The 19,524-nt window shown below is 60.9% G+C and carries 18 protein-coding genes; 8 read left to right on the top strand and 10 right to left on the bottom strand.

Annotated elements, in window-relative coordinates; translation table 11 throughout:
• Positions 1–4: 4 nt before the first annotated feature.
• The 8 genes from rseP to rpsB form a co-directional block, all read right to left on the bottom strand.
• Positions 5–1,357, bottom strand: a complete 1,353-nt coding sequence (rseP, locus tag NWV16_RS06370) for a sigma E protease regulator RseP (protein ID WP_260522385.1) — start codon at positions 1,355–1,357, stop codon at positions 5–7.
• A 56-nt stretch (positions 1,358–1,413) separates the two neighbouring features.
• On the bottom strand, positions 1,414–2,604 hold the full coding sequence (gene ispC / locus NWV16_RS06365; protein ID WP_260522384.1) for a 1-deoxy-D-xylulose-5-phosphate reductoisomerase: 1,191 nt from the start codon (positions 2,602–2,604) through the stop codon (positions 1,414–1,416).
• Positions 2,601–3,407, bottom strand: coding sequence for a phosphatidate cytidylyltransferase (locus tag NWV16_RS06360; RefSeq protein WP_065259190.1), 807 nt, complete (start codon positions 3,405–3,407; stop codon positions 2,601–2,603). The genes ispC and NWV16_RS06360 overlap by 4 nt, the downstream gene beginning before the upstream one ends.
• On the bottom strand, positions 3,407–4,162 hold the full coding sequence (gene uppS / locus NWV16_RS06355; RefSeq protein WP_260522383.1) for a polyprenyl diphosphate synthase: 756 nt from the start codon (positions 4,160–4,162) through the stop codon (positions 3,407–3,409). The genes NWV16_RS06360 and uppS overlap by 1 nt, the downstream gene beginning before the upstream one ends.
• Positions 4,163–4,176: 14 nt before the next feature.
• Positions 4,177–4,734: a ribosome recycling factor gene (gene frr, locus NWV16_RS06350; RefSeq protein ID WP_065259188.1), complete on the bottom strand. Its 558-nt coding sequence runs from the start codon at positions 4,732–4,734 to the stop codon at positions 4,177–4,179.
• Positions 4,731–5,474, bottom strand: a complete 744-nt coding sequence (pyrH, locus tag NWV16_RS06345; RefSeq protein WP_011332683.1) for a UMP kinase — start codon at positions 5,472–5,474, stop codon at positions 4,731–4,733. Before pyrH ends, frr begins: the two co-directional genes overlap by 4 nt.
• Positions 5,475–5,682: 208 nt before the next feature.
• A complete protein-coding gene (gene tsf / locus NWV16_RS06340) occupies positions 5,683–6,546 on the bottom strand; it encodes a translation elongation factor Ts (RefSeq protein WP_065259187.1) in 864 nt (287 codons plus the stop codon).
• Between the two features lie 203 nt (positions 6,547–6,749).
• A complete protein-coding gene (gene rpsB, locus NWV16_RS06335) occupies positions 6,750–7,487 on the bottom strand; it encodes a 30S ribosomal protein S2 (protein WP_260522382.1) in 738 nt (245 codons plus the stop codon).
• Between the two features lie 374 nt (positions 7,488–7,861).
• Between rpsB and map the strand changes: the two genes are divergently transcribed.
• From map to NWV16_RS06315, 4 genes are all read left to right on the top strand, one after another.
• On the top strand, positions 7,862–8,644 hold the full coding sequence (gene map / locus NWV16_RS06330; protein WP_065259186.1) for a type I methionyl aminopeptidase: 783 nt from the start codon (positions 7,862–7,864) through the stop codon (positions 8,642–8,644).
• A gap of 40 nt (positions 8,645–8,684) precedes the next feature.
• Entirely contained in the window at positions 8,685–11,387 is a 2,703-nt protein-coding gene (locus NWV16_RS06325; protein WP_260522381.1) for a [protein-PII] uridylyltransferase, read from the top strand.
• A 43-nt stretch (positions 11,388–11,430) separates the two neighbouring features.
• Positions 11,431–12,630 carry a succinyldiaminopimelate transaminase gene (gene dapC / locus NWV16_RS06320; RefSeq protein ID WP_260522380.1) on the top strand — a complete coding sequence of 400 codons (1,200 nt, stop codon included), beginning with the start codon at positions 11,431–11,433 and terminating at the stop codon, positions 12,628–12,630.
• A gap of 159 nt (positions 12,631–12,789) precedes the next feature.
• Positions 12,790–13,533: a M12 family metallopeptidase gene (locus tag NWV16_RS06315; RefSeq protein ID WP_260522379.1), complete on the top strand. Its 744-nt coding sequence runs from the start codon at positions 12,790–12,792 to the stop codon at positions 13,531–13,533.
• On the opposite strand, the gene NWV16_RS06310 is transcribed toward NWV16_RS06315, so the two are convergent.
• Positions 13,526–15,157 carry a Na+/H+ antiporter gene (locus NWV16_RS06310; protein WP_260522378.1) on the bottom strand — a complete coding sequence of 544 codons (1,632 nt, stop codon included), beginning with the start codon at positions 15,155–15,157 and terminating at the stop codon, positions 13,526–13,528. The genes NWV16_RS06315 and NWV16_RS06310 overlap by 8 nt on opposite strands.
• Positions 15,158–15,338: 181 nt before the next feature.
• Between NWV16_RS06310 and NWV16_RS06305 the strand changes: the two genes are divergently transcribed.
• From NWV16_RS06305 to NWV16_RS06290, 4 genes are all read left to right on the top strand, one after another.
• Positions 15,339–15,701 (top strand): ArsC family reductase, encoded by a 363-nt coding sequence (locus tag NWV16_RS06305; protein ID WP_260522377.1) that lies wholly within the window; start codon positions 15,339–15,341, stop codon positions 15,699–15,701.
• 31 nt (positions 15,702–15,732) lie between these two features.
• Positions 15,733–16,767: a 2,3,4,5-tetrahydropyridine-2,6-dicarboxylate N-succinyltransferase gene (dapD, locus tag NWV16_RS06300; protein WP_260522376.1), complete on the top strand. Its 1,035-nt coding sequence runs from the start codon at positions 15,733–15,735 to the stop codon at positions 16,765–16,767.
• A gap of 125 nt (positions 16,768–16,892) precedes the next feature.
• Complete coding sequence (locus NWV16_RS06295; RefSeq protein ID WP_260522375.1) at positions 16,893–18,098, top strand: aminotransferase class V-fold PLP-dependent enzyme; 1,206 nt, start codon at positions 16,893–16,895, stop codon at positions 18,096–18,098.
• The gene (locus NWV16_RS06290; protein WP_260522374.1) at positions 18,095–18,499 is read left to right on the top strand and encodes a SufE family protein; all 405 of its coding nucleotides are present in this window, start codon (positions 18,095–18,097) and stop codon (positions 18,497–18,499) included. The genes NWV16_RS06295 and NWV16_RS06290 overlap by 4 nt, the downstream gene beginning before the upstream one ends.
• Positions 18,500–18,524: 25 nt before the next feature.
• Here the strand turns inward: NWV16_RS06290 and tcdA are convergent, their stop codons facing one another.
• Positions 18,525–19,343 (bottom strand): tRNA cyclic N6-threonylcarbamoyladenosine(37) synthase TcdA, encoded by an 819-nt coding sequence (tcdA, locus tag NWV16_RS06285; protein WP_260522373.1) that lies wholly within the window; start codon positions 19,341–19,343, stop codon positions 18,525–18,527.
• Positions 19,344–19,524 lie beyond the last annotated feature (181 nt).

Here is a 19,524-nt window from a genome sequence, read left to right as displayed (position 1 = left end):
AGCGTTACAGGCGACCCAGGTCGTTGACCAGAGCAAGCAACATCACTCCGACCACCAAACTGATACCGATCTGTATCCCCCAACCTTGCACCCGATCCGACAAGGGACGACCACGCGCCCACTCGATCAGATAAAACAACAGATGCCCCCCATCCAGTACGGGAATGGGCAGCAAATTCAGAACCCCCAGGCTAATACTCAGATAAGCAAGGAAATTCAGGAAATCAGCAACGCCCGACTGGGCAGAAGCGCCCGCCACTTTAGCAATCGTTATCGGTCCACTCAAGTTTTTTACCGAGAGCTCGCCGAACAGCATTTTCTTCAGTGAATCCAGCGTCAGGACGCTCATGCTCCACGTGCGACGGGCCCCCTCGCCAATCGCGGCCAATGGACCGTAACTGACTTCCCGGACCATTTCCGGCGGCCAGTCGACCGCCTTCACCCCCGCCCCCAGATAACCGCTTGGCGACTTGGCCTCGCCGCGCGCAGCCAGCGTCACCGGGACGTCGATTTGAGCACCATCGCGCTCGACATGCAGCATGATTCTGGTATCAGGACGCGTACGTACCGTGTCGACCACTTGCTGCCAGTCGTCCAGCGCCTTGCCATCCAGAGCCAAAAGACGATCACCGGTTTTCAGCCCGGCCGCCTGGGCCGGACCTTTCGGATCAAGCTCGGCAAGCACCGGCGGCAGTGCCGGACGCCACGGACGAATACCCAGCGAACGAATGGGGTCCGGCTCCTCTGCCCCTTTCAGCCAATGATCCAGCACAAGCTCGCGCGGCGAATCAGCGGTGGAACCCTGTTCGCGCACCAACACCTGGAGCGAACCACTTTCCCCCAGACGACGTACCAGCTGCAGATTGACAGCAGCCCAGCCGGAAGTCGGCTCGCCGTCGATGGCAATGATTTCCTGGCCCGCCCCCAACCCGGCCTTCGCCGCGATACTGCCGGACTCTACTGCACCGATGACCGGACGCACCTGTTCGCTGCCCAGCATGGCGAGAACCCAGAAGAACGCCAGGGCCAGCAGAAAGTTGGCAACCGGGCCGGCGGCGACGATGGCAATGCGCTGACGAACGGATTTGCGATTGAACGACTGATGGAGCTGATCGGCGGGCACTTCGCCTTCGCGCTCATCCAGCATCTTGACGTAGCCGCCCAGCGGAATGGCGGCGACGACGAACTCGGTTCCGTGCTTGTCGTGCCAACGCAGCAAGGGCATGCCGAAGCCCACGGAAAAACGCAGAACCTTGACGCCACAGCGACGCGCGACCCAGAAATGGCCGAATTCGTGAAAGGTGACCAGCACACCCAAGGCGATCAGGGTGCCGGCAATCATATAGAGCGCGCTCATCTACTTTCTCCGCAATCCTGTTCCGTTTCGCGTGATGCCGTATGCCCTCTTCAGAGCTATCGACCGTGGCGAGTCAGCCATTGGCTGGCCAGCCTGCGAGCCGCCGCATCCGCCGCGAACACCGCATCGAGATCATTCAGAGCAACCACCGGCTCGAGATTCAACACTTCCTCGATGATACTCGCGATTTCAAGGTAGCGAACCCGCCCCTCAAGAAACGCTGCCACTGCCACCTCGTTTGCGGCATTAAGCATCGCTGGCGCGCTGTTGCCCGCCTCGGCGGCCTGGCGTGCCAGACGCAGGCAAGGAAACCGCTCTTCATCGGGCGCCTCGAAATCCAGCCGGGCGATGGCAAACAGGTCCAGCGGTGCCACACCCGAATCGATGCGCTCAGGCCAGGCCAGCGCATTGGCGATCGGGGTACGCATATCGGGATTGCCCAACTGCGCCAGTACCGAGCCGTCCACGTAATCGACCAGAGAATGAATCACGCTCTGCGAGTGAATCACCACTTCGACTTGCGACGGCCGGGCATCGAACAGCCAGCAGGCCTCGATCAACTCGAGCCCCTTGTTCATCATGCTGGCCGAATCCACGGAAATCTTGCGCCCCATGGACCAGTTCGGATGAGCGCAGGCCTGATCGGGTGAAACATGCGCCAGTTCGGCCATCGGCGTCTGCCGGAAGGGACCGCCAGAGGCTGTCAGCAAAATCCGACGCACACCGACCGAACTCAAACCGCGAGAAAAATCCTGCGGCATGCACTGGAAAATCGCATTGTGTTCGCTGTCGATAGGCAGCAGGACCGAGCCACTCCTGCGCACAGCCTCCATGAACAGAGCGCCGGACATCACCAGCGCTTCCTTGTTGGCCAGAAGAATCTTCTTGCCGGCCTCGACAGCCGCCAGGGTCGGACGCAGACCGGCAGCGCCGACAATGGCGGCCATCACGGCATCCACCTCGGGAGCAGACGCGATCTGGCACAGACCTTCCTCACCCACCAGTACGCGCGTCGGCAGTCCGGCGGCACGCAAGTCATCCTGCAAGCCACGGGCTGCGGCGATTTCCGGCACCACCGCAAATTGCGGCACATGGCGCACGCACAAGGCCAACAGCTCGCTCAGGCGCGAGAAGCCACTCAAGGCGAAAACCTGATAACGCTCGGGATGACGAGCAATGACATCCAGAGTGCTCAGGCCAATCGAACCGGTCGCCCCCAGAACGGTAATCTGTTGCGGGCGGCTCACGGTGCCGACATCCACAGCAATACCGCGAATACCGGAATCGCGGCCGTAAGACTGTCGATACGATCCAGTACGCCGCCATGGCCCGGCAGCAGATTGCTGCTGTCCTTGATGCCGGACTGACGCTTGAACATGCTTTCCGTCAGGTCACCCACCACGGAAATGAACACGATCAGTGCCGCACCGATCAAGCCCTTGAACAATTGGGCCACCGTCCAGTCACGAAACAGTGCGACCAGCGTGGTGATCACCAGGCTCAACGCCAGACCGCCATACACGCCCTCCCAGCTTTTGCCGGGGCTGACTTGCGGGGCGAGCTTGCGCTTGCCGAACGCGCGACCGGAGAAATAGGCACCGATATCGGCCCCCCAGACCAGCACCATCACGGCCAGGATCTGCAGGTTACCCAACTGGTTTTGCTTGATGTAGACCAGCCCTTGCCAGGCCGGCAGGAGAATCAGCAGGCCGATCACCAGCTTGCTCGCGGCACTGGCCCAGCGCTCGCTGGAGCGCGGATAGGTCAGCACCAGCCAGGTCGCCACCACCCACCAGATCACCGAAGCACCGAGCACCCAGGGGGCCAGCCCTGGCAGGATATACATGACGAAAAGCATCAGTGCGACGACCGCCGCATAACCAACGCGAAACGATTGCGCAGTGAAACCGGCCAGGCGCGCCCATTCCCAGGCACCCAGACTGACAACCAGACCGATGAACAGCGCAAAGCCCGAACCTTCGAGCAGGAAAAATCCGCCCAGAGCGATCGGCAGCAGGATCAGCGCAGTGATGATTCGTTGTTTAAGCATTAAACCCGGGCTCCAGCTTCGATCTGCTCGCTCGTTTTACCGAAACGACGCTGACGCGAAGCGAAATCGGCCAGCGCATTGCGCATGGCATCGTGTTTGAAGTCCGGCCAGAACAGGTCGGAGAAGTACAACTCGGCATAAGCCAACTGCCAAAGCAGGAAGTTGCTGATGCGATGCTCGCCGCCCGTGCGGATGCACAGGTCCGGCAACGGCAGGTCACCAGTCGCCAGGCAGGTTTGCAGCAGATCAGGCGTGATGTCATCCGGCCGCAGGTGCCCGGCCTGAACCTCGCGGGCCAGACGCTGCGCAGCCTGCGCGATATCCCACTGACCACCGTAGTTGGCAGCGATCTGCAGGATGAATCGATTGCTTCCTGCGGTCATGGCCTCCGCTTCGCGCATGGCGGCCTGAAGCTCAGGATGGAAACGCGAGCGGTCACCGATGATGCGCAGGCTGATGTTGTTGTCGTTGAGGCGCTTGGCCTCACGACGCAGTGCCTTGAAGAACAGATCCATCAAGGCACTCACTTCATCGGCCGGGCGCTGCCAGTTCTCGCTGGAAAAGGCGAACAGCGTCAGCACCTCGACCTTGGCCTCGGCGCACACTTCGATCACCGCCCGCACAGCATCCACACCCGCCTTGTGCCCGGCGACGCCCGGCATGAAGCGTTTTTTCGCCCAGCGATTGTTGCCATCCATGATGATCGCGACATGGCGCGGCACCGCGGACGGCGCAGTCTGCTTGGTCTTTTCCATTTAAAGCTCGACCCTTATACGGCCATCAGGTCTTTTTCTTTTTCGTCAGTCGCCTTGGTGATCTGAGCTTCGAAGTCCTTGATCAGCTTGTCGATCTCGGCACTTGCACGACGCTCTTCGTCCTCGCTGATCTCCTTGTCCTTGGACAGTTTTTTCAGCTCTCCCATGGCGTCGCGACGAATGTTGCGTACCGCAACGCGAGCATCTTCGGCAGCGGCACGCGCCTGCTTGGTGAAGCCCTTGCGGGTTTCCTCGGTCAGCGGCGCCATCTTGATCAGCAGCAGCTCACCCAGGTTCGTCGGATTGAGGTTCAGACCGGCGCTGCCAATGGCCTTGTCGATGGCACCGAGCATGTTGCGCTCGAACGGCACGACTTGCAGGGTCTGGTTGTCTTTCACGGTGACACTTGCAACACCGCTCAACGGGGTATCCGAACCGTAGTAAGGCACCATCACGCTACCCAGGATGCTTGGGTGGGCCTTGCCGGTACGAATCTGACCGAAAGCGTGATTCAGCGACTCCAGCGACTTGTGCATGCGCGCCTGGGCGTCTTTCTTGATTTCATTGATCATTGTTGAACTTCCTCGATCAGGGTTCCTTCAGCGCCACCATGCACGATGTTCAGCAGGGCGCCGGGCTTGTTCATATTGAATACGCGCAATGGCATCTTGTGATCGCGGCACAGGCAGATAGCCGTCAGATCCATTACGCCCAGCTTGCGATCCAGTACTTCATCGTAAGTCAGATGATCGAACTTCTCGGCATGCGGGTCTTTGAACGGGTCGGCAGTATAGACACCATCGACCTTGGTCGCCTTGAGCACGACGTCCGCGTCGATTTCGATTGCACGCAGGCAGGCTGCAGAATCCGTGGTAAAGAACGGATTGCCGGTACCGGCCGCGAAAATCACCACGTCCTTGGAGTTCAGATGGCGCATGGCCTTGCGACGATCATAGTGATCGGTCACACCGACCATGGAAATGGCCGACATCACGATGGCCGAGATATTGGCACGTTCCAGCGCGTCGCGCATGGCCAAGGCGTTCATCACAGTGGCCAGCATGCCCATGTGGTCGCCCGTGACCCGATCCATGCCCGCCTTGCTCAGCGCCTCGCCACGGAACAGGTTGCCACCGCCAATCACCAGGCCGACCTGAACACCGATGCCGACCAGCTGGCCGACTTCCAGCGCCATGCGGTCCAGCACTTTCGGGTCGATCCCGAACTCTTCCGACCCCATCAGGGCCTCGCCGCTAAGCTTGAGTAGAATGCGTTTATAGCGAGCCTGATAACCACTGCCCTGCTGAGCCATTGCGAATCTCTCCTGCGGCGTATTTAAAAATTCTTTGCGAGCTGTTTGCAGCTGCGTTCACTCTAGCGTGGCGCTGCTTCAGCGCCATCGGAACATGGCTTTGTAAGTCAGTTCCAAGGGGAAACCAATTAAAAACTGGCAACCCTATCTGAAAAGAGGCTGCGCGCGTGAGCGGGCAGCCTCTTTCGGGCGACAGTCGAAAACCGTCTTATTGCTTGGCGGCAGCCACTTGAGCAGCAACTTCAGCAGCGAAGTCGTCAACTGGCTTCTCGATGCCTTCGCCTACTTTGAAGTAAGTGAAGGAAACGATTTCGGCACCGGCTTTCTTGGCCAGCTCGCCAACCTTGACTTCCGGGTTCATGACGAACGCCTGCTCTTTCAGCGAGGCTTCAGCCTTGAACTTGGTGATACGGCCGTTGATCATGTTCTCAACGATGTTTTCCGGCTTGCCGGCGATCTTGTCGGCGTTCAGTTGCAGGAATACGTTCTTCTCGCGCTCGATGGCCTCGGCGGAGATTTCCGAAGCATCCAGGAATTCCGGGTTCGAAGCCGCAACGTGCATGGCGATGTTCTTGGCCAGCTCGACGTCGCCACCTTTCAGAACGACCACTGCACCAATCTTGTTGCCGTGCAGGTAAGCACCTACAACGTCACCTTCAACACGCGCCAGACGGCGGATGTTGACGTTTTCGCCACACTTGGCAACCAGGGCTTCACGAGCCGCTTCACGGGAAGCGATCAACGGAGCGGCATCGGTCAGCTTCTGAGCGAAGGCTTCTTCGAGGCTTTCGCTGACGAAGTTCTTGAAGTCATCCTGCAGAGCCAGGAAGTCGGTCTGCGAGTTAACTTCCAGCAGAACGGCGGATTTACCGTCGGTCTTGACAGCGATAGCGCCTTCAGCGGCAACGTTGCCGGCTTTCTTGGCAGCCTTGATCGCGCCCGAAGCACGCATGTCATCAATGGCTTTTTCGATGTCGCCGCCAGCCTTTTCCAGGGCTTTCTTGCAATCCATCATGCCTTCGCCGGTGCGCTCGCGCAGTTCTTTGACCAACGCTGCAGTAATTGCTGCCATTTTCAAATTCCTCTTGGATAGGTATTCAACCATTCCACCCGATCGAACGGGCGTTCAATTCTTCCCGAAACACCTTATACCCGCCGCACGTTACAGATGCTGGGGGAGCGCTGCCACAATCGGGCGCCGACAAATGGTTTTCGAGGTGGCAAAAAGGGGGCCAAGCCCCCTTTTTGCTTACTGAGTCAACGCCAGGGCGTCAATTACTCAGCTGCAGCCTGAGTTTCTTCAGCTGCGAATTCAACAGTACCGCCGGCAACATTGTTGCGACCACGGATAACAGCGTCAGCCATCGAACCCATGTACAGCTGGATGGCGCGGATTGCGTCATCGTTGCCTGGGATGATGTAGTCAACGCCTTCCGGGCTGCTGTTGGTATCGACAACGCCGATGACCGGGATGCCCAGCTTGTTGGCTTCGGTGATCGCGATGCGCTCGTGGTCGACGTCGATCACGAACAGAGCGTCTGGCAGACCGCCCATGTCCTTGATGCCGCCCAGGGAGCGATCCAGCTTCTCGAGATCACGGGAGCGCATCAGCGCTTCTTTCTTGGTCAGCTTGGCGAAAGTACCGTCTTCGGCCTGTACTTCAAGGTCACGCAGACGCTTGATGGAAGCACGGATGGTCTTGAAGTTGGTCAGCATGCCGCCCAACCAGCGGTGATCGACGTACGGCGAACCGCAACGTGCTGCTTCTTCAGCGACGATCTTGCCAGCGGAACGCTTGGTGCCGACGAACAGAATCTTGTTTTTGCCCTGGGCCAGACGCTCTACGAAAGCCAGAGCTTCGTTGAACATTGGCAGGGTTTTTTCAAGGTTGATGATGTGAATCTTGTTACGCGCGCCGAAAATGTACTTGCCCATTTTCGGATTCCAGTAACGGGTTTGGTGACCGAAGTGCACACCGGCCTTCAGCATATCGCGCATGTTGACTTGGGACATGATAGTTCCTTGATAAGTCGGGTTGGGCCTCCACGTATCCCAATGACCAACCCCTGATCCGAGGATCAAAGGCACCCAGGTCATCGTGTCGACACGTGTGTGGGTTAATGTTCCCGGAGCTATCCCCGGAAAGCGGCGCATTTTATACCACAGCAAGGCCGCAAACGGAACCCGGAATCTGTAATCGCGTCAGGGACATGGATCCCGCCCCCCTTGGAATCGGCCTTGCGCGCACTATTGTATAGAGAGAAGCGATGCACGCAGGCGCGGATTTGCGCCTTTGGTCTGTTAGAATCGCGTTTTTCAGGGTGGCATGGCGAAAACCGCTGCCCTGTCCGTATCAGCAAGCGCCGTCGAGCGCAGAGAGAGCCTGTATGACCGTCACCCTCAAAACTCCCGAGGACATCGCTGGCATGCGTGTCGCCGGCAAACTGGCCGCCGATGTGCTGGAAATGATTGCCGAGCATGTCAAGCCGGGCGTGACCACCGATGAGCTGAACCGGATCTGCCACGACTATATCGTCAACGTGCAGCAGGCGATCCCGGCCCCGCTCAACTACAAGGGCTACCCGAAGTCGATCTGCACCTCGATCAACCACGTGGTCTGCCATGGCATCCCGAACGACAAGCCGCTGAAAAACGGCGACACCCTGAACATCGACGTCACCGTGATCAAGGATGGTTACCACGGCGACACCAGCCGCATGTTCCACGTCGGCACTGTGCCGGTCTGGGCCGAGCGGCTGTCCCAGGTCACCCAGGAATGCATGTACAAGGCGATCGAGATCGTCAAACCCGGCTGCCGCCTCGGCGATATCGGCGAGATCATCCAGAAGCACGCTGAAAAGAACGGCTTCTCCGTGGTGCGCGAATTCTGTGGCCACGGCATCGGCAAGGTCTTCCACGAAGAGCCGCAGATACTGCACTACGGCCGTGCGGGCACCGGGATGGAACTGAAGGCCGGCATGACCTTCACCATCGAGCCGATGATCAACCAGGGCAAGGCCGACACCAAGGTGCTGGGCGACGGCTGGACCGCGATCACCAAGGACCGCAAGCTGTCGGCGCAGTGGGAACACACTTTGCTTGTCACCGACACCGGTTACGAAATCTTCACCCTGCGCAGCGATGACACGATCCCGCGCGTATCGGCCTGATCCGCAAACCGCTCCCAGCCTATAGAAGGAAAGCCAATCGATGCCGCAGGTGGATCCCGAACTCTTCGACCGCGGCCAGTTCCAGGCTGAACTGGCCCTGAAAGCGAGCCCCATCGCCGCGTTCAAGAAGGCGATCCGCCAGGCCCGCGAGGTGCTGGACGCACGCTTTCGCAGTGGCCGCGACATCCGCCGGCTGATCGAGGATCGCGCCTGGTTCGTCGACAACATCCTGCAAAAGGCCTGGGACCAGTTCAGCTGGAGCGAAGACGCCGACATCGCGCTGGTCGCGGTCGGCGGCTACGGTCGCGGTGAGTTGCATCCCTATTCCGATATCGACCTGCTGATTCTGCTGGACAGCGCCGATCACGAAATTTTCCGCGACTCCATCGAGCGGTTTCTGACGCTGCTGTGGGACATTGGCCTGGAGGTCGGTCAGAGCGTTCGCTCGGTGGAGGAATGCGCCGAAGAGGCCCGCGCCGACCTGACGGTGGTCACCAACCTGATGGAAAGCCGCACCATCTGCGGCCCGGAGCGCCTGCGCCAGCGCATGCTCGATGTCACCAGCACCGCGCACATGTGGCCGAGCAAGGAGTTCTTCCTGGCCAAGCGCGCCGAACAGAAGGCCCGCCACCACAAGTACAACGACACCGAATACAACCTGGAACCCAACGTCAAGGGCTCGCCCGGCGGACTGCGGGACATCCAGACGATCCTGTGGGTCGCCCGGCGCCAGTACGGCACCCTGAATCTGCGCGCCCTCGCCGGCGAAGGCTTCCTGGTCGAGAGTGAAAACGCCCTGCTGGCATCGTCCCAGGAATTCCTCTGGAAGGTGCGCTATGCCCTGCACATGCTGGCCGGGCGCGCCGAAGACCGGCTGCTGTTCGATCACCAACGCACCATCGCCGGATTGCTGGGGTTTCAGGGCGACGACGCCAAGCAGGCCGTCGAAAACTTCATGCAGCAATACTTCCGCGTGGTGATGAGCATTGCCCAGCTCAGCGACCTGATCATCCAGCACTTCGAGGAAGTCATTCTCGCCCCGGAAGACGAAGCACCGCCACAGCCGATCAACTCGCGCTTCCAGCTCCATGACGGTTACATCGAAGCACGCAACGACAACGTCTTCCGCCGCACGCCGTTCGCGATGCTCGAGATTTTCGTGCTGATGGCCCAGCAGCCGGAAATCAAGGGTGTGCGCGCCGATACCATTCGCCTGTTGCGGGAAAATCGTCACCTGATCGACGACAATTTTCGCAACGACATCCGCAATACCAGCCTGTTCATCGAACTGTTCAAGTGCAAGATCGGCATTCACCGCAACCTGCGACGGATGAACCGTTACGGCATCCTCGGGCGCTATCTGCCGGAATTCGGTTTCATCGTCGGGCAGATGCAGCACGACCTCTTTCACATCTATACGGTCGATGCGCATACGCTGAACCTGATCAAACACCTGCGCAAATTGCAGTACACCCAGGTGTCGGAGAAGTTTCCGCTGGCCGCCAAGCTCATGGCCAAACTGCCCAAGCCCGAACTCATCTACATGGCGGGCCTGTATCACGATATCGGCAAGGGCCGGCATGGCGACCACTCGGAGATCGGCGCGGTCGATGCCGAGGCGTTCTGCCAGCGCCATCAATTGCCGGTATGGGACAGCCGCCTGATCGTCTGGCTGGTGCAGAACCACCTGGTGATGTCGACCACCGCCCAGCGCAAGGACCTGTCTGACCCGCAAGTCATCCACGACTTCGCCCTGGCAGTCGGCGATGAAACCCGGCTCGACTACCTGTATGTACTGACGGTGGCCGACATCAACGCGACCAACCCGACCCTTTGGAACTCCTGGCGTGCCAGCCTGTTGCGCCAGCTCTACACCGAGACCAAACGCGCCCTGCGCCGCGGCCTGGAGAACCCGGTGGATCGCGAAGAACAGATCCGCCAGACCCAAAGCGCGGCGCTGGACATTCTGGTACGCGGCGGCACCGATCCGGACGACGTCGAGCAGTTGTGGGCGCAACTGGGCGATGACTACTTCCTGCGCCACACGGCCGGCGACGTGGCCTGGCACAGCGATGCGATTCTGCAGCAGCCGGCCGACGGCGGGCCGCTGGTGCTGATCAAGGAAACCACCCAGCGCGAATTCGAGGGCGGCACGCAGATCTTCATCTACGCGCCGGACCAGCACGACTTTTTCGCCGTGACCGTGGCCGCGATGGATCAGCTCAACCTGAACATTCATGACGCCCGGGTCATCACCTCCAGCAGCCAGTTCACCCTCGACACCTACATCGTGCTCGACACCGATGGCGATTCGATCGGCGACAATCCGCTGCGGATCAAGCAGATCCGCGACGGCCTGACCGAAGCCCTGCGCAACCCGGACGAGTATCCGACGATCATCCAGCGCCGGGTGCCGCGCCAGCTCAAGCACTTTGCCTTTGCTCCGCAAGTCACGATCCACAACGATGCCCAGCGCCCGGTAACGGTTCTGGAACTGACTGCACCCGACCGGCCGGGCCTGCTGGCGCGGATCGGCGGGATTTTCCTGGAGTTCGACCTGTCGCTGCAAAACGCCAAGATCGCCACCCTCGGGGAACGGGTCGAGGACGTGTTCTTCATCACCGACGCCCACAACCAGCCGCTGTCCGACCCGCTGCTGTGCAGCCGTTTGCAGGATGCCATCGTCGAACAGCTCAGCGTCAATCAGGAACCCGACATCAAACTGTCGCGCATCAGCATTTGACTGAGCGCCCGGATTCAACCGCTTTGCACGAGACCCAGCACTGATGAACAACGCTCTGACCCAGCTGCAGCCCTACCCGTTCGAAAAGCTCCGCGCCCTGCTCGGCAGCGTCACGCCGAACCCGGACAAGCGCCCGATCGCGCTGTCTATCGGCGAGCCGAAACACCGCTCGCCAGGTTTTGTCGCCGAAGCGCTGGCCAACAACCTGGATCAGATGGCGGTGTACCCGACCACCCTCGGCATTCCGGCCCTGCGCGAAGCGATCGCCGCCTGGTGCGAACGTCGTTTCAACGTGCCGAAAGGCTGGATCGACCCGGCGCGCAATGTGCTGCCGGTCAACGGCACCCGTGAAGCGCTGTTCGCTTTCACCCAGACCGTGGTCAATCGTGGCGAAGACGCACTGGTGGTCAGCCCGAACCCGTTCTATCAGATCTACGAAGGCGCGGCGTTCCTCGCCGGCGCCAAGCCGCACTACCTGCCATGCCTGGATGAAAACGGCTTCAACCCGGACTTCGACGCGGTGTCGCCGGACATCTGGAAACGCTGCCAGATCCTGTTCCTGTGCTCGCCGGGCAACCCGACCGGCGCGCTGATTCCGGTCGATGTGCTGAAAAAACTGATCACCCTGGCCGACGAATACGACTTCGTGATCGCCGCCGACGAGTGCTACAGCGAGCTGTACTTCGACGAACAGACGCCACCGCCGGGCCTGCTCAGCGCTTGCGCCGAGCTGGGTCGCAAGGACTTCAAGCGTTGCGTGGTGTTCCACAGCCTGTCCAAGCGCTCGAACCTCCCCGGCCTGCGCTCGGGCTTTGTTGCGGGTGACGCCGAGATCCTCAAAGGCTTCCTGCTGTACCGCACCTACCACGGCTGCGCGATGCCGGTGCAGACCCAACTGGCCAGCGTTGCCGCGTGGAACGATGAAGTGCATGTGCGCGCCAACCGGGCGCTGTATCGCGAGAAGTTCGATGCCGTATTGGCCATCCTCGGCCCGGTGATGGACGTGCAGCGTCCGGATGGCAGCTTCTATTTGTGGCCGAACGTGCAAGGGGATGATGCCGTGTTCTGCCGTGATCTGTTTGCCGAGGAACATGTGACGGTCGTGCCGGGCTCCTACCTGTCCCGGGATGTCGACGGCGTCAACCCGGGCGCCGGTCGTGTGCGCATGGCGCTGGTCGCACCGCTGGCGGAATGTGTGGAAGCGGCCGAACGCATCCGCGATTTCGTCCTGCGTCACAAGTAATGCCTGAACGCCCGGGCCGGGTGATCCGGCACGGGCGCCTTTTGCATCCGGTTACAGATCGCTCAACTATTTACGCCCATCAGCCTGTCGGCCAGACGTTAGTCTTGAGCGGCGCACAGCCGTGCGCCCTCGCGAACCCACTTCAAGGAAGAAGTCGACATGAACGATCTGTTGGATTGTCAGCTCATTCAGTGGCCCGATGATCAAGCCGCCTACATCGCAGCCATCAACGAAAACCCCGCCAATGCCGGCCAGCGTTCCGGCACTCGCCGCAAGCGCTCCGTACTCCATTACTCAAAGCTGTGGGCCAATGGCCGCACACTGAAAATCGCCTTCATGGACGCTCCCGATGCAGAGCACAAGGCGAAAATCATCTGCGCCGCCAGCCGGTGGCTGCCGTACATCAACCTCAAGTTCGATTTCGTCGACGATTTGCAAGGCGACATCCGCATTGCCACAAAAAACAACGACAACAGTTCGATGCTGGGCACCGACGCACTGCTGATCCACCCCGACCATCCCACCATGAATCTGGGGGTCAAACCGGAACATGAAGACTTCGAGGTAATCGTCATACACGAGTTCGGCCACGCATTGGGTGCGATGCACGAGCATCAACACCCCAAAGCCAATATTCCGTGGGATAAGCCCAAGGTGTATGAGTTCTACAAGAACCGTGAAATGAACCCGCTGACCGAGGAGCAGGTCGACAGAAACCTGTTCGCGTCCTTCGACACGCTGGATGCGATCTACACCTCATACGATCGCAGGTCGATCATGCACCACCCGGTCGCCAACACATTGACGGTGGGCGACTGGGAAGTGCCGATCAACCGCAAAATCAGCAAAAAGGACAAACGCCTGATGAGATTGCTCTATCCCCGGGTAACTTTCCCTATTTGACCTGCCCCAGATTCGCCTCACTCAGGTCAAGCTCACCCAACACTTCACGCAACACGTCGTCGCCGATCTGGTGTTGACGACTCAGGCTGTACAACTCAAGACGCTGCGCACGCAGCGCCTTGAGTCGCAAACGGCGCTCAAGCAAGTCCATCTGAAAGGCCAGCGCCTGAGCCTCGACAGAGTCATTGAAGACCTCAAGCTGATGACGGTACTCGGACATGATCCGCGCCTTGAGCTCCGCCGACAGTGCGGCTTGCGCAGCGTCCTGCGGGTTGACCTCTTCGACCTCAAGCGCATGGATCGCCGCTTCGGCGGTCTTGCGCCAGGCATCACGGACTTCCTGGCGGCGCTTGTCGTCGGGGCTTTTCTGAATCCCGCGCAACAGCAACGGCAACGCAATGCAGGCCGCCACCAGCGACATCAGGATCACCCCGGCGGCGATGAAGATCAGCAGGTCGCGCTCGGGAAAGGCCTCGCTGCCCATCAGCATCGGCACCGACATGACGCCGGCCAGCGTCACCGCACCGCGCACTCCGCCGACGGTCAGCAACCAACAGGAACGAGCCGTGGGCACCTGTGTCAGTTCGCCCTTGCCGCGCCACCGCCGCAACAACACCGACAGACGCCAGATGCTTTGCACCCAGATGAAACGCAGCAGCACCAGCGCCAGGAATATTGCCACCACATCGAGGCAGCGGTAGAACAGGGTCGGCCACAATGAGGTTTCGTGGCTGACCACGGCCTTGATGATGTCCGGCAGTTGCAGGCCGAGCAGCAGGAAGATCAATCCATTGAAGGCAAACTCCAGCAACGACCAGACACTGCGATTGAGCAGGCGGGTGCTGGTCTGGCGCGGCAGCAGATCGAGCCAGCTCTGCATCATCCCCGCCGCCACGGCCGAGAGAATGCCCGACGCGCCCAATCGTTCGGCCAGCACATAAGCGGCGAACGGCAGCAACAACATGAACACTACGTGGGTGGCCGGGTCATCCCAGCCCCGGGCGATCATCCAGGCGCGCAAACGGCCCACCAGCCAGCTCAGCACGACACCGACCGCCAGCCCGCCCACCGCCACCAGCACGAACGTCAGACTGGCATTGGCCAGCGAGAATGCACCGGTGACTGCCGCAACCAGGGCGAACTTGAACGTCACCAGACCCGAAGCATCGTTCATCAACGCTTCGCCTTGCAGCATGTGCATCAGCGGCGTCGGCAGGCGGTTCTGTGATATGGCCGACACGGCCACGGCGTCGGTCGGCGACAGCACCGCCGCCAGTGCGAAGGCCACCGGCAGCGGTATCGTCGGCAGCAGCCAGTGAATGAAGTAGCCGGCACCGACCACCGTAAACAGCACCAGACCGACCGCCAGCGTCAGCACCGGCCCGCGCAGACGCCACAACTCGCGTTTGGGCATACGCCAGCCATCGGAAAACAACAGCGGCGGCAGGAACAGAAACAGAAACAACTCGGGATCCAGCGCCACATGCAGGCCCAGAGTCGGCCAGGCCAACAGGGCACCGGCGGCAATCTGTACCAGCGGCAACGGCAGTGGAATCACCCGTCCCACCAGGCGCGAGACGCTGACCAGCATCAGCAGGATCAGGACGGTATAAGCGGTTTGCATAAAGCGGAAATCCCGGACAATCGACAGCGTTGAACTGCCATATTAGCCGCTTGGGCTGTGGCTGACCGTTGCACCTATGTCGCAGGCCCCATTGCAAAAGCAACCTCGGCGCCGCGAAACCGTCTGGTCATGGCATAATCCGACACCATTTTTTCCCAGCACCTGTAAAGGGGACGATTCCTTGACCGTTTCAAGCAAAACGTTGCACCTTTTCGGCATCAAGGCCTGCGACACCATGAAGAAGGCGCGCAACTGGCTCGATGAACACGCTGTCAGCTACGATTTTCACGATTACAAGACCGCCGGCATCGACCGTGAACATCTGACCCGATGGTGCGACGAACACGGTTGGCAAACGGTGCTGAACCGTGCAGGCACGACCTTTCGCAAGCTCGACGACGAACGCAAAGCCGATCTCGACCAGTCGAAAGCCATCGAACTGATGCTCGCTCAACCCTCGATGATCAAGCGCCCGGTGCTCGATCTCGGTGACCGAACCCTGATTGGCTTCAAGCCAGATATCTACGCGGCCGCGCTCAAGTAAGCAGCCCGTCACTTTTCGCAGAGGTATTCACATGTCCAAATCCCTGTTCAGCCTGGCCTTCGGCGTCGGCACTCAAAACCGTCAAGGCGCATGGCTGGAAGTGTTCTACGCCCAACCGCTGCTCAACCCGTCCGCTGAACTGGTCGCAGCGGTCGCGCCGATTCTCGGTTACACCGAAGGCAACCAGGCCATCGCTTTCACCACCGCACAAGCTGCGCAACTGGCTGAAGCGGTAAAAAGCGTTGACGCGGTACAAGGCAAGTTGCTGACCCGTCTGGCTGAAAGCCACAAGCCGCTGGTCGCGACCCTGCTGGCCGAAGACAATCAGCTGACTTCCACCCCAGAGGCCTACCTGAAGCTGCACCTGCTGTCCCATCGCCTGGTCAAGCCGCATGGCGTGAGCCTGGCCGGGATTTTCCCGCTGCTGCCGAACGTGGCCTGGACCAGCCAGGGCGCGATCGACCTGAGCGAACTGGCCGAGCTGCAACTCGAAGCCCGTCTGCGTGGCGAACTGCTGGAAGTGTTCTCGGTGGACAAGTTCCCGAAAATGACCGACTACGTGGTACCGGCCGGCGTGCGTATCGCTGATGCCGCACGTCTGCGTCTGGGCGCCTACGTGGGTGAAGGCACCACCGTGATGCACGAAGGTTTCATCAACTTCAACGCTGGCACCGAAGGCCCGGGCATGATCGAAGGCCGCGTCTCCGCTGGCGTGTTCGTCGGCAAGGGTTCTGACCTGGGCGGCGGTTGCTCGACGATGGGCACCCTGTCGGGCGGCGGCAACATCGTGATCAAGGTCGGCGAAGGCTGCCTGATCGGCGCCAACGCCGGTATCGGTATCCCGCTGGGCGACCGCAACACCGTCGAGTCGGGTCTGTACGTCACCGCCGGCACCAAAGTCGCACTGCTGGACGAAAACAACAACCTGGTCAAAGTCGTGAAGGCCCGTGAGCTGGCCGGCCAGACCGACCTGCTGTTCCGTCGCAATTCGGAAACCGGTGCCGTGGAATGCAAGACCCACAAATCGGCGATCGAACTGAACGAAGCGCTGCACGCTCACAACTAAGCGCCAGACGCACACCTGAGGGAACCGGCGTGCCCGCGATGGCGTTCGAACGATCGCATTCGCGGGCAAGCCCGCTCCCACAGGGTTCGGCGTTAATCCGCCCATATTCACCAGGGCTTGAAACCGTGATGATCCCCTCCCCCTGGCGCGCCGATTTCCCGGCCATCGCCGCCCTGCAACGGCAGGACCAGACCTACCTGGACAACGCCGCCACCACGCAAAAACCCCAGGCCCTGCTCGACGCGCTGGCGCATTACTACGCCAATGGCGCAGCCAATGTGCACCGCGCGCAGCACTTGCCCGGCGCTCACGCTACGCAGGCGTTCGAGGACAGTCGCCTGAAGGTCGCCCAGTGGCTGAATGCCGGTGACAGCGGGCAGATCATCTTCACCCACGGCGCCACCAGCGCGCTGAATCTCCTGGCGTATGGCCTGGAACATCTTTTCCAACCGGGCGATGAAATTGTCATCAGCGCCCTGGAGCATCACGCCAACCTGCTGCCGTGGCAGCAACTGGCACACCGTCGCGACCTGAAACTGGTGATCCTGCCGTTGGACGATGACGGTGTGATCGACCTCGCCGCCGCCGTTCACCTGATCGGTCCGCGCACCCGCCTGCTGGCGGTCAGCCAATTGTCCAATGTGGTCGGCGCGTGGCAACCGTTGCCGGCGCTGCTGGCGATGGCCAAGGCGCAGAACGCGCTGACCGTGGTCGATGGCGCTCAAGGCGTGGTCCACGGCCGCCATGATGTGCAGACCCTGGGTTGCGACTTTTATGTGTTTTCCAGCCACAAGCTGTACGGCCCCGATGGCCTCGGCGTGCTGTTCGGGCGCAACGAAGCGCTCGAACAACTGCGGCCGTGGCAGTTCGGCGGCGAAATGGTGCTGGAAGCCAATTATCACGAATCCCGTTTCCGCCCTGCGCCGCTGGGCTTCGAAGCGGGCACGCCGCCGATCGCCAGCGTGATCGGCCTCGGTGCGACCCTCGATTACCTCGCGGGGCTGGATCAGGACGCGGTGGCCACCCACGAAGCGGCGCTGCACGATTACCTGTTGCGCGGCCTCGCCGCCCGCAATGGCATTCGCCTGCTGGGCAAGCCACAACTGGCGCTGGCCAGTTTTGTCGTCGAAGGCGTGCATAACGCCGATCTGGCGCACTTGCTGACCGAACAAGGCATTGCCGTGCGCGCCGGGCATCATTGCGCGATGCCGCTGCTCAAGCGTTTCGAACTGGCCGGGGCGATCCGCGTGTCGCTGGCGCTGTACAACGATTCCGAAGATCTGGAGCGCTTCTTCGACGCGCTGGACCAGGCGCTGGAGCTGTTGCGATGAGCCTGCCGGTCGAGGCTGCCGAAGCCCTGCAAACGTTTCAGAATGCTGCCGGCTGGGAACAACGGGCGCGCCTGCTGATGCAGATTGGTGATCGCCTGCCGCCGTTGAGCGATACGGACAAGTGCGAGGCCAACCGGGTGCACGGCTGCGAAAGTCAGGTGTGGCTGGTCGGGGAGTTGCGCGATGGCCGCTGGCAGTTCGCAGCGAGCAGCGATGCACGGATGATTCGCGGGTTGGTGGCGTTGTTGCTGCTGCGGGTCAACGGTTTGACCGCCGACGAGTTGCAGCAGGTGGATCTGCCGGACTGGTTCAATCAGCTGGGGTTGTCGCGCCAGCTGTCTCCTTCGCGCAGCAATGGCTTGAATGCCGTGTTGCAACGGATGAACGAGCTGGCCCGGTAAAAGGGCTGCTGCGCAGCCCTCGGTTTCAGGCCTGAGGCTTGACCCGATCCGCAGGCCGCCGGACGCCCGCGACAATCTTGTCCACGGCCTTGGTCGCCGCGACCATGCCGAACGTCGCCGTCACCATCATTACCGCGCCAAATCCGCCGGCGCAGTCCAGCTTCACGCCATCACCGACAAAACTCTTCTGCAGGCAAATGCTGCCATCCGGTTTCGGATAGCGCAGTTGTTCTGTGGAGAACACACACGGCACGCTGTAATGACGGGTCACGGTACGCGAAAAACCGTAGTCGCGGCGCAATGTAGAGCGCACTTTCGAGGCCAGTGGATCGTTGAAGGTGCGGTTGAGGTCGCAGACCTGAATCAGCGTCGGATCGATCTGCCCGCCGGCGCCGCCGGTGGTGATGATCTGGATCTTGCGGCGCTTGCACCAGGCGATCAGCGCAGCCTTGGCGTTGACGGCGTCGATGCAGTCGATCACGCAGTCGATGTCCGGCGTGATGTACTCGGCCATGGTGTCGCGGGTGACGAAATCCGCCACGGCGTGCACCTTGCAGTCCGGGTTGATCCCGCGCAGACGTTCGGCCATCACCTCGACCTTGGGCTTGCCGACGGTGCTGTCCAGTGCATGCAACTGCCGGTTGGCATTGCTGACGCAGACGTCGTCGAGGTCGAACAGGGAAATCTCGCCCACCCCGCAACGGGCCATGGCTTCCGCCGCCCAGGAACCGACGCCGCCTACGCCGACAATCGCCACGTGGGCGGCGCGCAGACGCGCCATTCCCTCAACGCCATACAAACGGGCGATGCCTGCAAACCGCGGATCTTCTGTACTCATGACCATTACCCCAAAAACCGGCGCGCATTATAGGGCCGTCGGCGGCCAAGAGCACCTTTGCGCTATGAACGGCGAACACACCTATGCTTTTGACAGGCCTGTGGCGAGGGAGCTTGCTCCCGTCGGGACCGGTAGCGCCCCTGAAAAAAGGGATCGATTCACAATCCAGCGGGAGCAAGCTCCCTCA

Source organism: Pseudomonas sp. BW7P1 (assembly GCF_024981055.1).
Lineage (GTDB): Bacteria > Pseudomonadota > Gammaproteobacteria > Pseudomonadales > Pseudomonadaceae > Aquipseudomonas > Aquipseudomonas bananamidigenes.
Note: the sequence above shows the minus strand (reverse complement) of the source record. Positions and strands in the feature narration are given on the sequence as shown.

Excerpts from the sequence above, each read along its gene's own strand:
- tcdA (WP_260522373.1), bottom strand. The coding sequence starts at position 19,343 with ATGGTCATGAGTACAGAAGATCCGCGGTTTGCAGGCATCGCCCGTTTG.
- NWV16_RS06315 (WP_260522379.1), top strand. The coding sequence starts at position 12,790 with ATGAACGATCTGTTGGATTGTCAGCTCATTCAGTGGCCCGATGATCAA.
- dapD (WP_260522376.1), top strand. The coding sequence starts at position 15,733 with ATGTCCAAATCCCTGTTCAGCCTGGCCTTCGGCGTCGGCACTCAAAAC.
- NWV16_RS06360 (WP_065259190.1), bottom strand. The coding sequence starts at position 3,407 with ATGCTTAAACAACGAATCATCACTGCGCTGATCCTGCTGCCGATCGCT.
- NWV16_RS06290 (WP_260522374.1), top strand. The coding sequence starts at position 18,095 with ATGAGCCTGCCGGTCGAGGCTGCCGAAGCCCTGCAAACGTTTCAGAAT.
- rseP (WP_260522385.1), bottom strand. The coding sequence starts at position 1,357 with ATGAGCGCGCTCTATATGATTGCCGGCACCCTGATCGCCTTGGGTGTG.
- NWV16_RS06310 (WP_260522378.1), bottom strand. The coding sequence starts at position 15,157 with ATGCAAACCGCTTATACCGTCCTGATCCTGCTGATGCTGGTCAGCGTC.
- NWV16_RS06325 (WP_260522381.1), top strand. The coding sequence starts at position 8,685 with ATGCCGCAGGTGGATCCCGAACTCTTCGACCGCGGCCAGTTCCAGGCT.
- pyrH (WP_011332683.1), bottom strand. The coding sequence starts at position 5,474 with ATGGCTCAGCAGGGCAGTGGTTATCAGGCTCGCTATAAACGCATTCTA.
- frr (WP_065259188.1), bottom strand. The coding sequence starts at position 4,734 with ATGATCAATGAAATCAAGAAAGACGCCCAGGCGCGCATGCACAAGTCG.
- rpsB (WP_260522382.1), bottom strand. The coding sequence starts at position 7,487 with ATGTCCCAAGTCAACATGCGCGATATGCTGAAGGCCGGTGTGCACTTC.
- uppS (WP_260522383.1), bottom strand. The coding sequence starts at position 4,162 with ATGGAAAAGACCAAGCAGACTGCGCCGTCCGCGGTGCCGCGCCATGTC.
- tsf (WP_065259187.1), bottom strand. The coding sequence starts at position 6,546 with ATGGCAGCAATTACTGCAGCGTTGGTCAAAGAACTGCGCGAGCGCACC.
- map (WP_065259186.1), top strand. The coding sequence starts at position 7,862 with ATGACCGTCACCCTCAAAACTCCCGAGGACATCGCTGGCATGCGTGTC.
- dapC (WP_260522380.1), top strand. The coding sequence starts at position 11,431 with ATGAACAACGCTCTGACCCAGCTGCAGCCCTACCCGTTCGAAAAGCTC.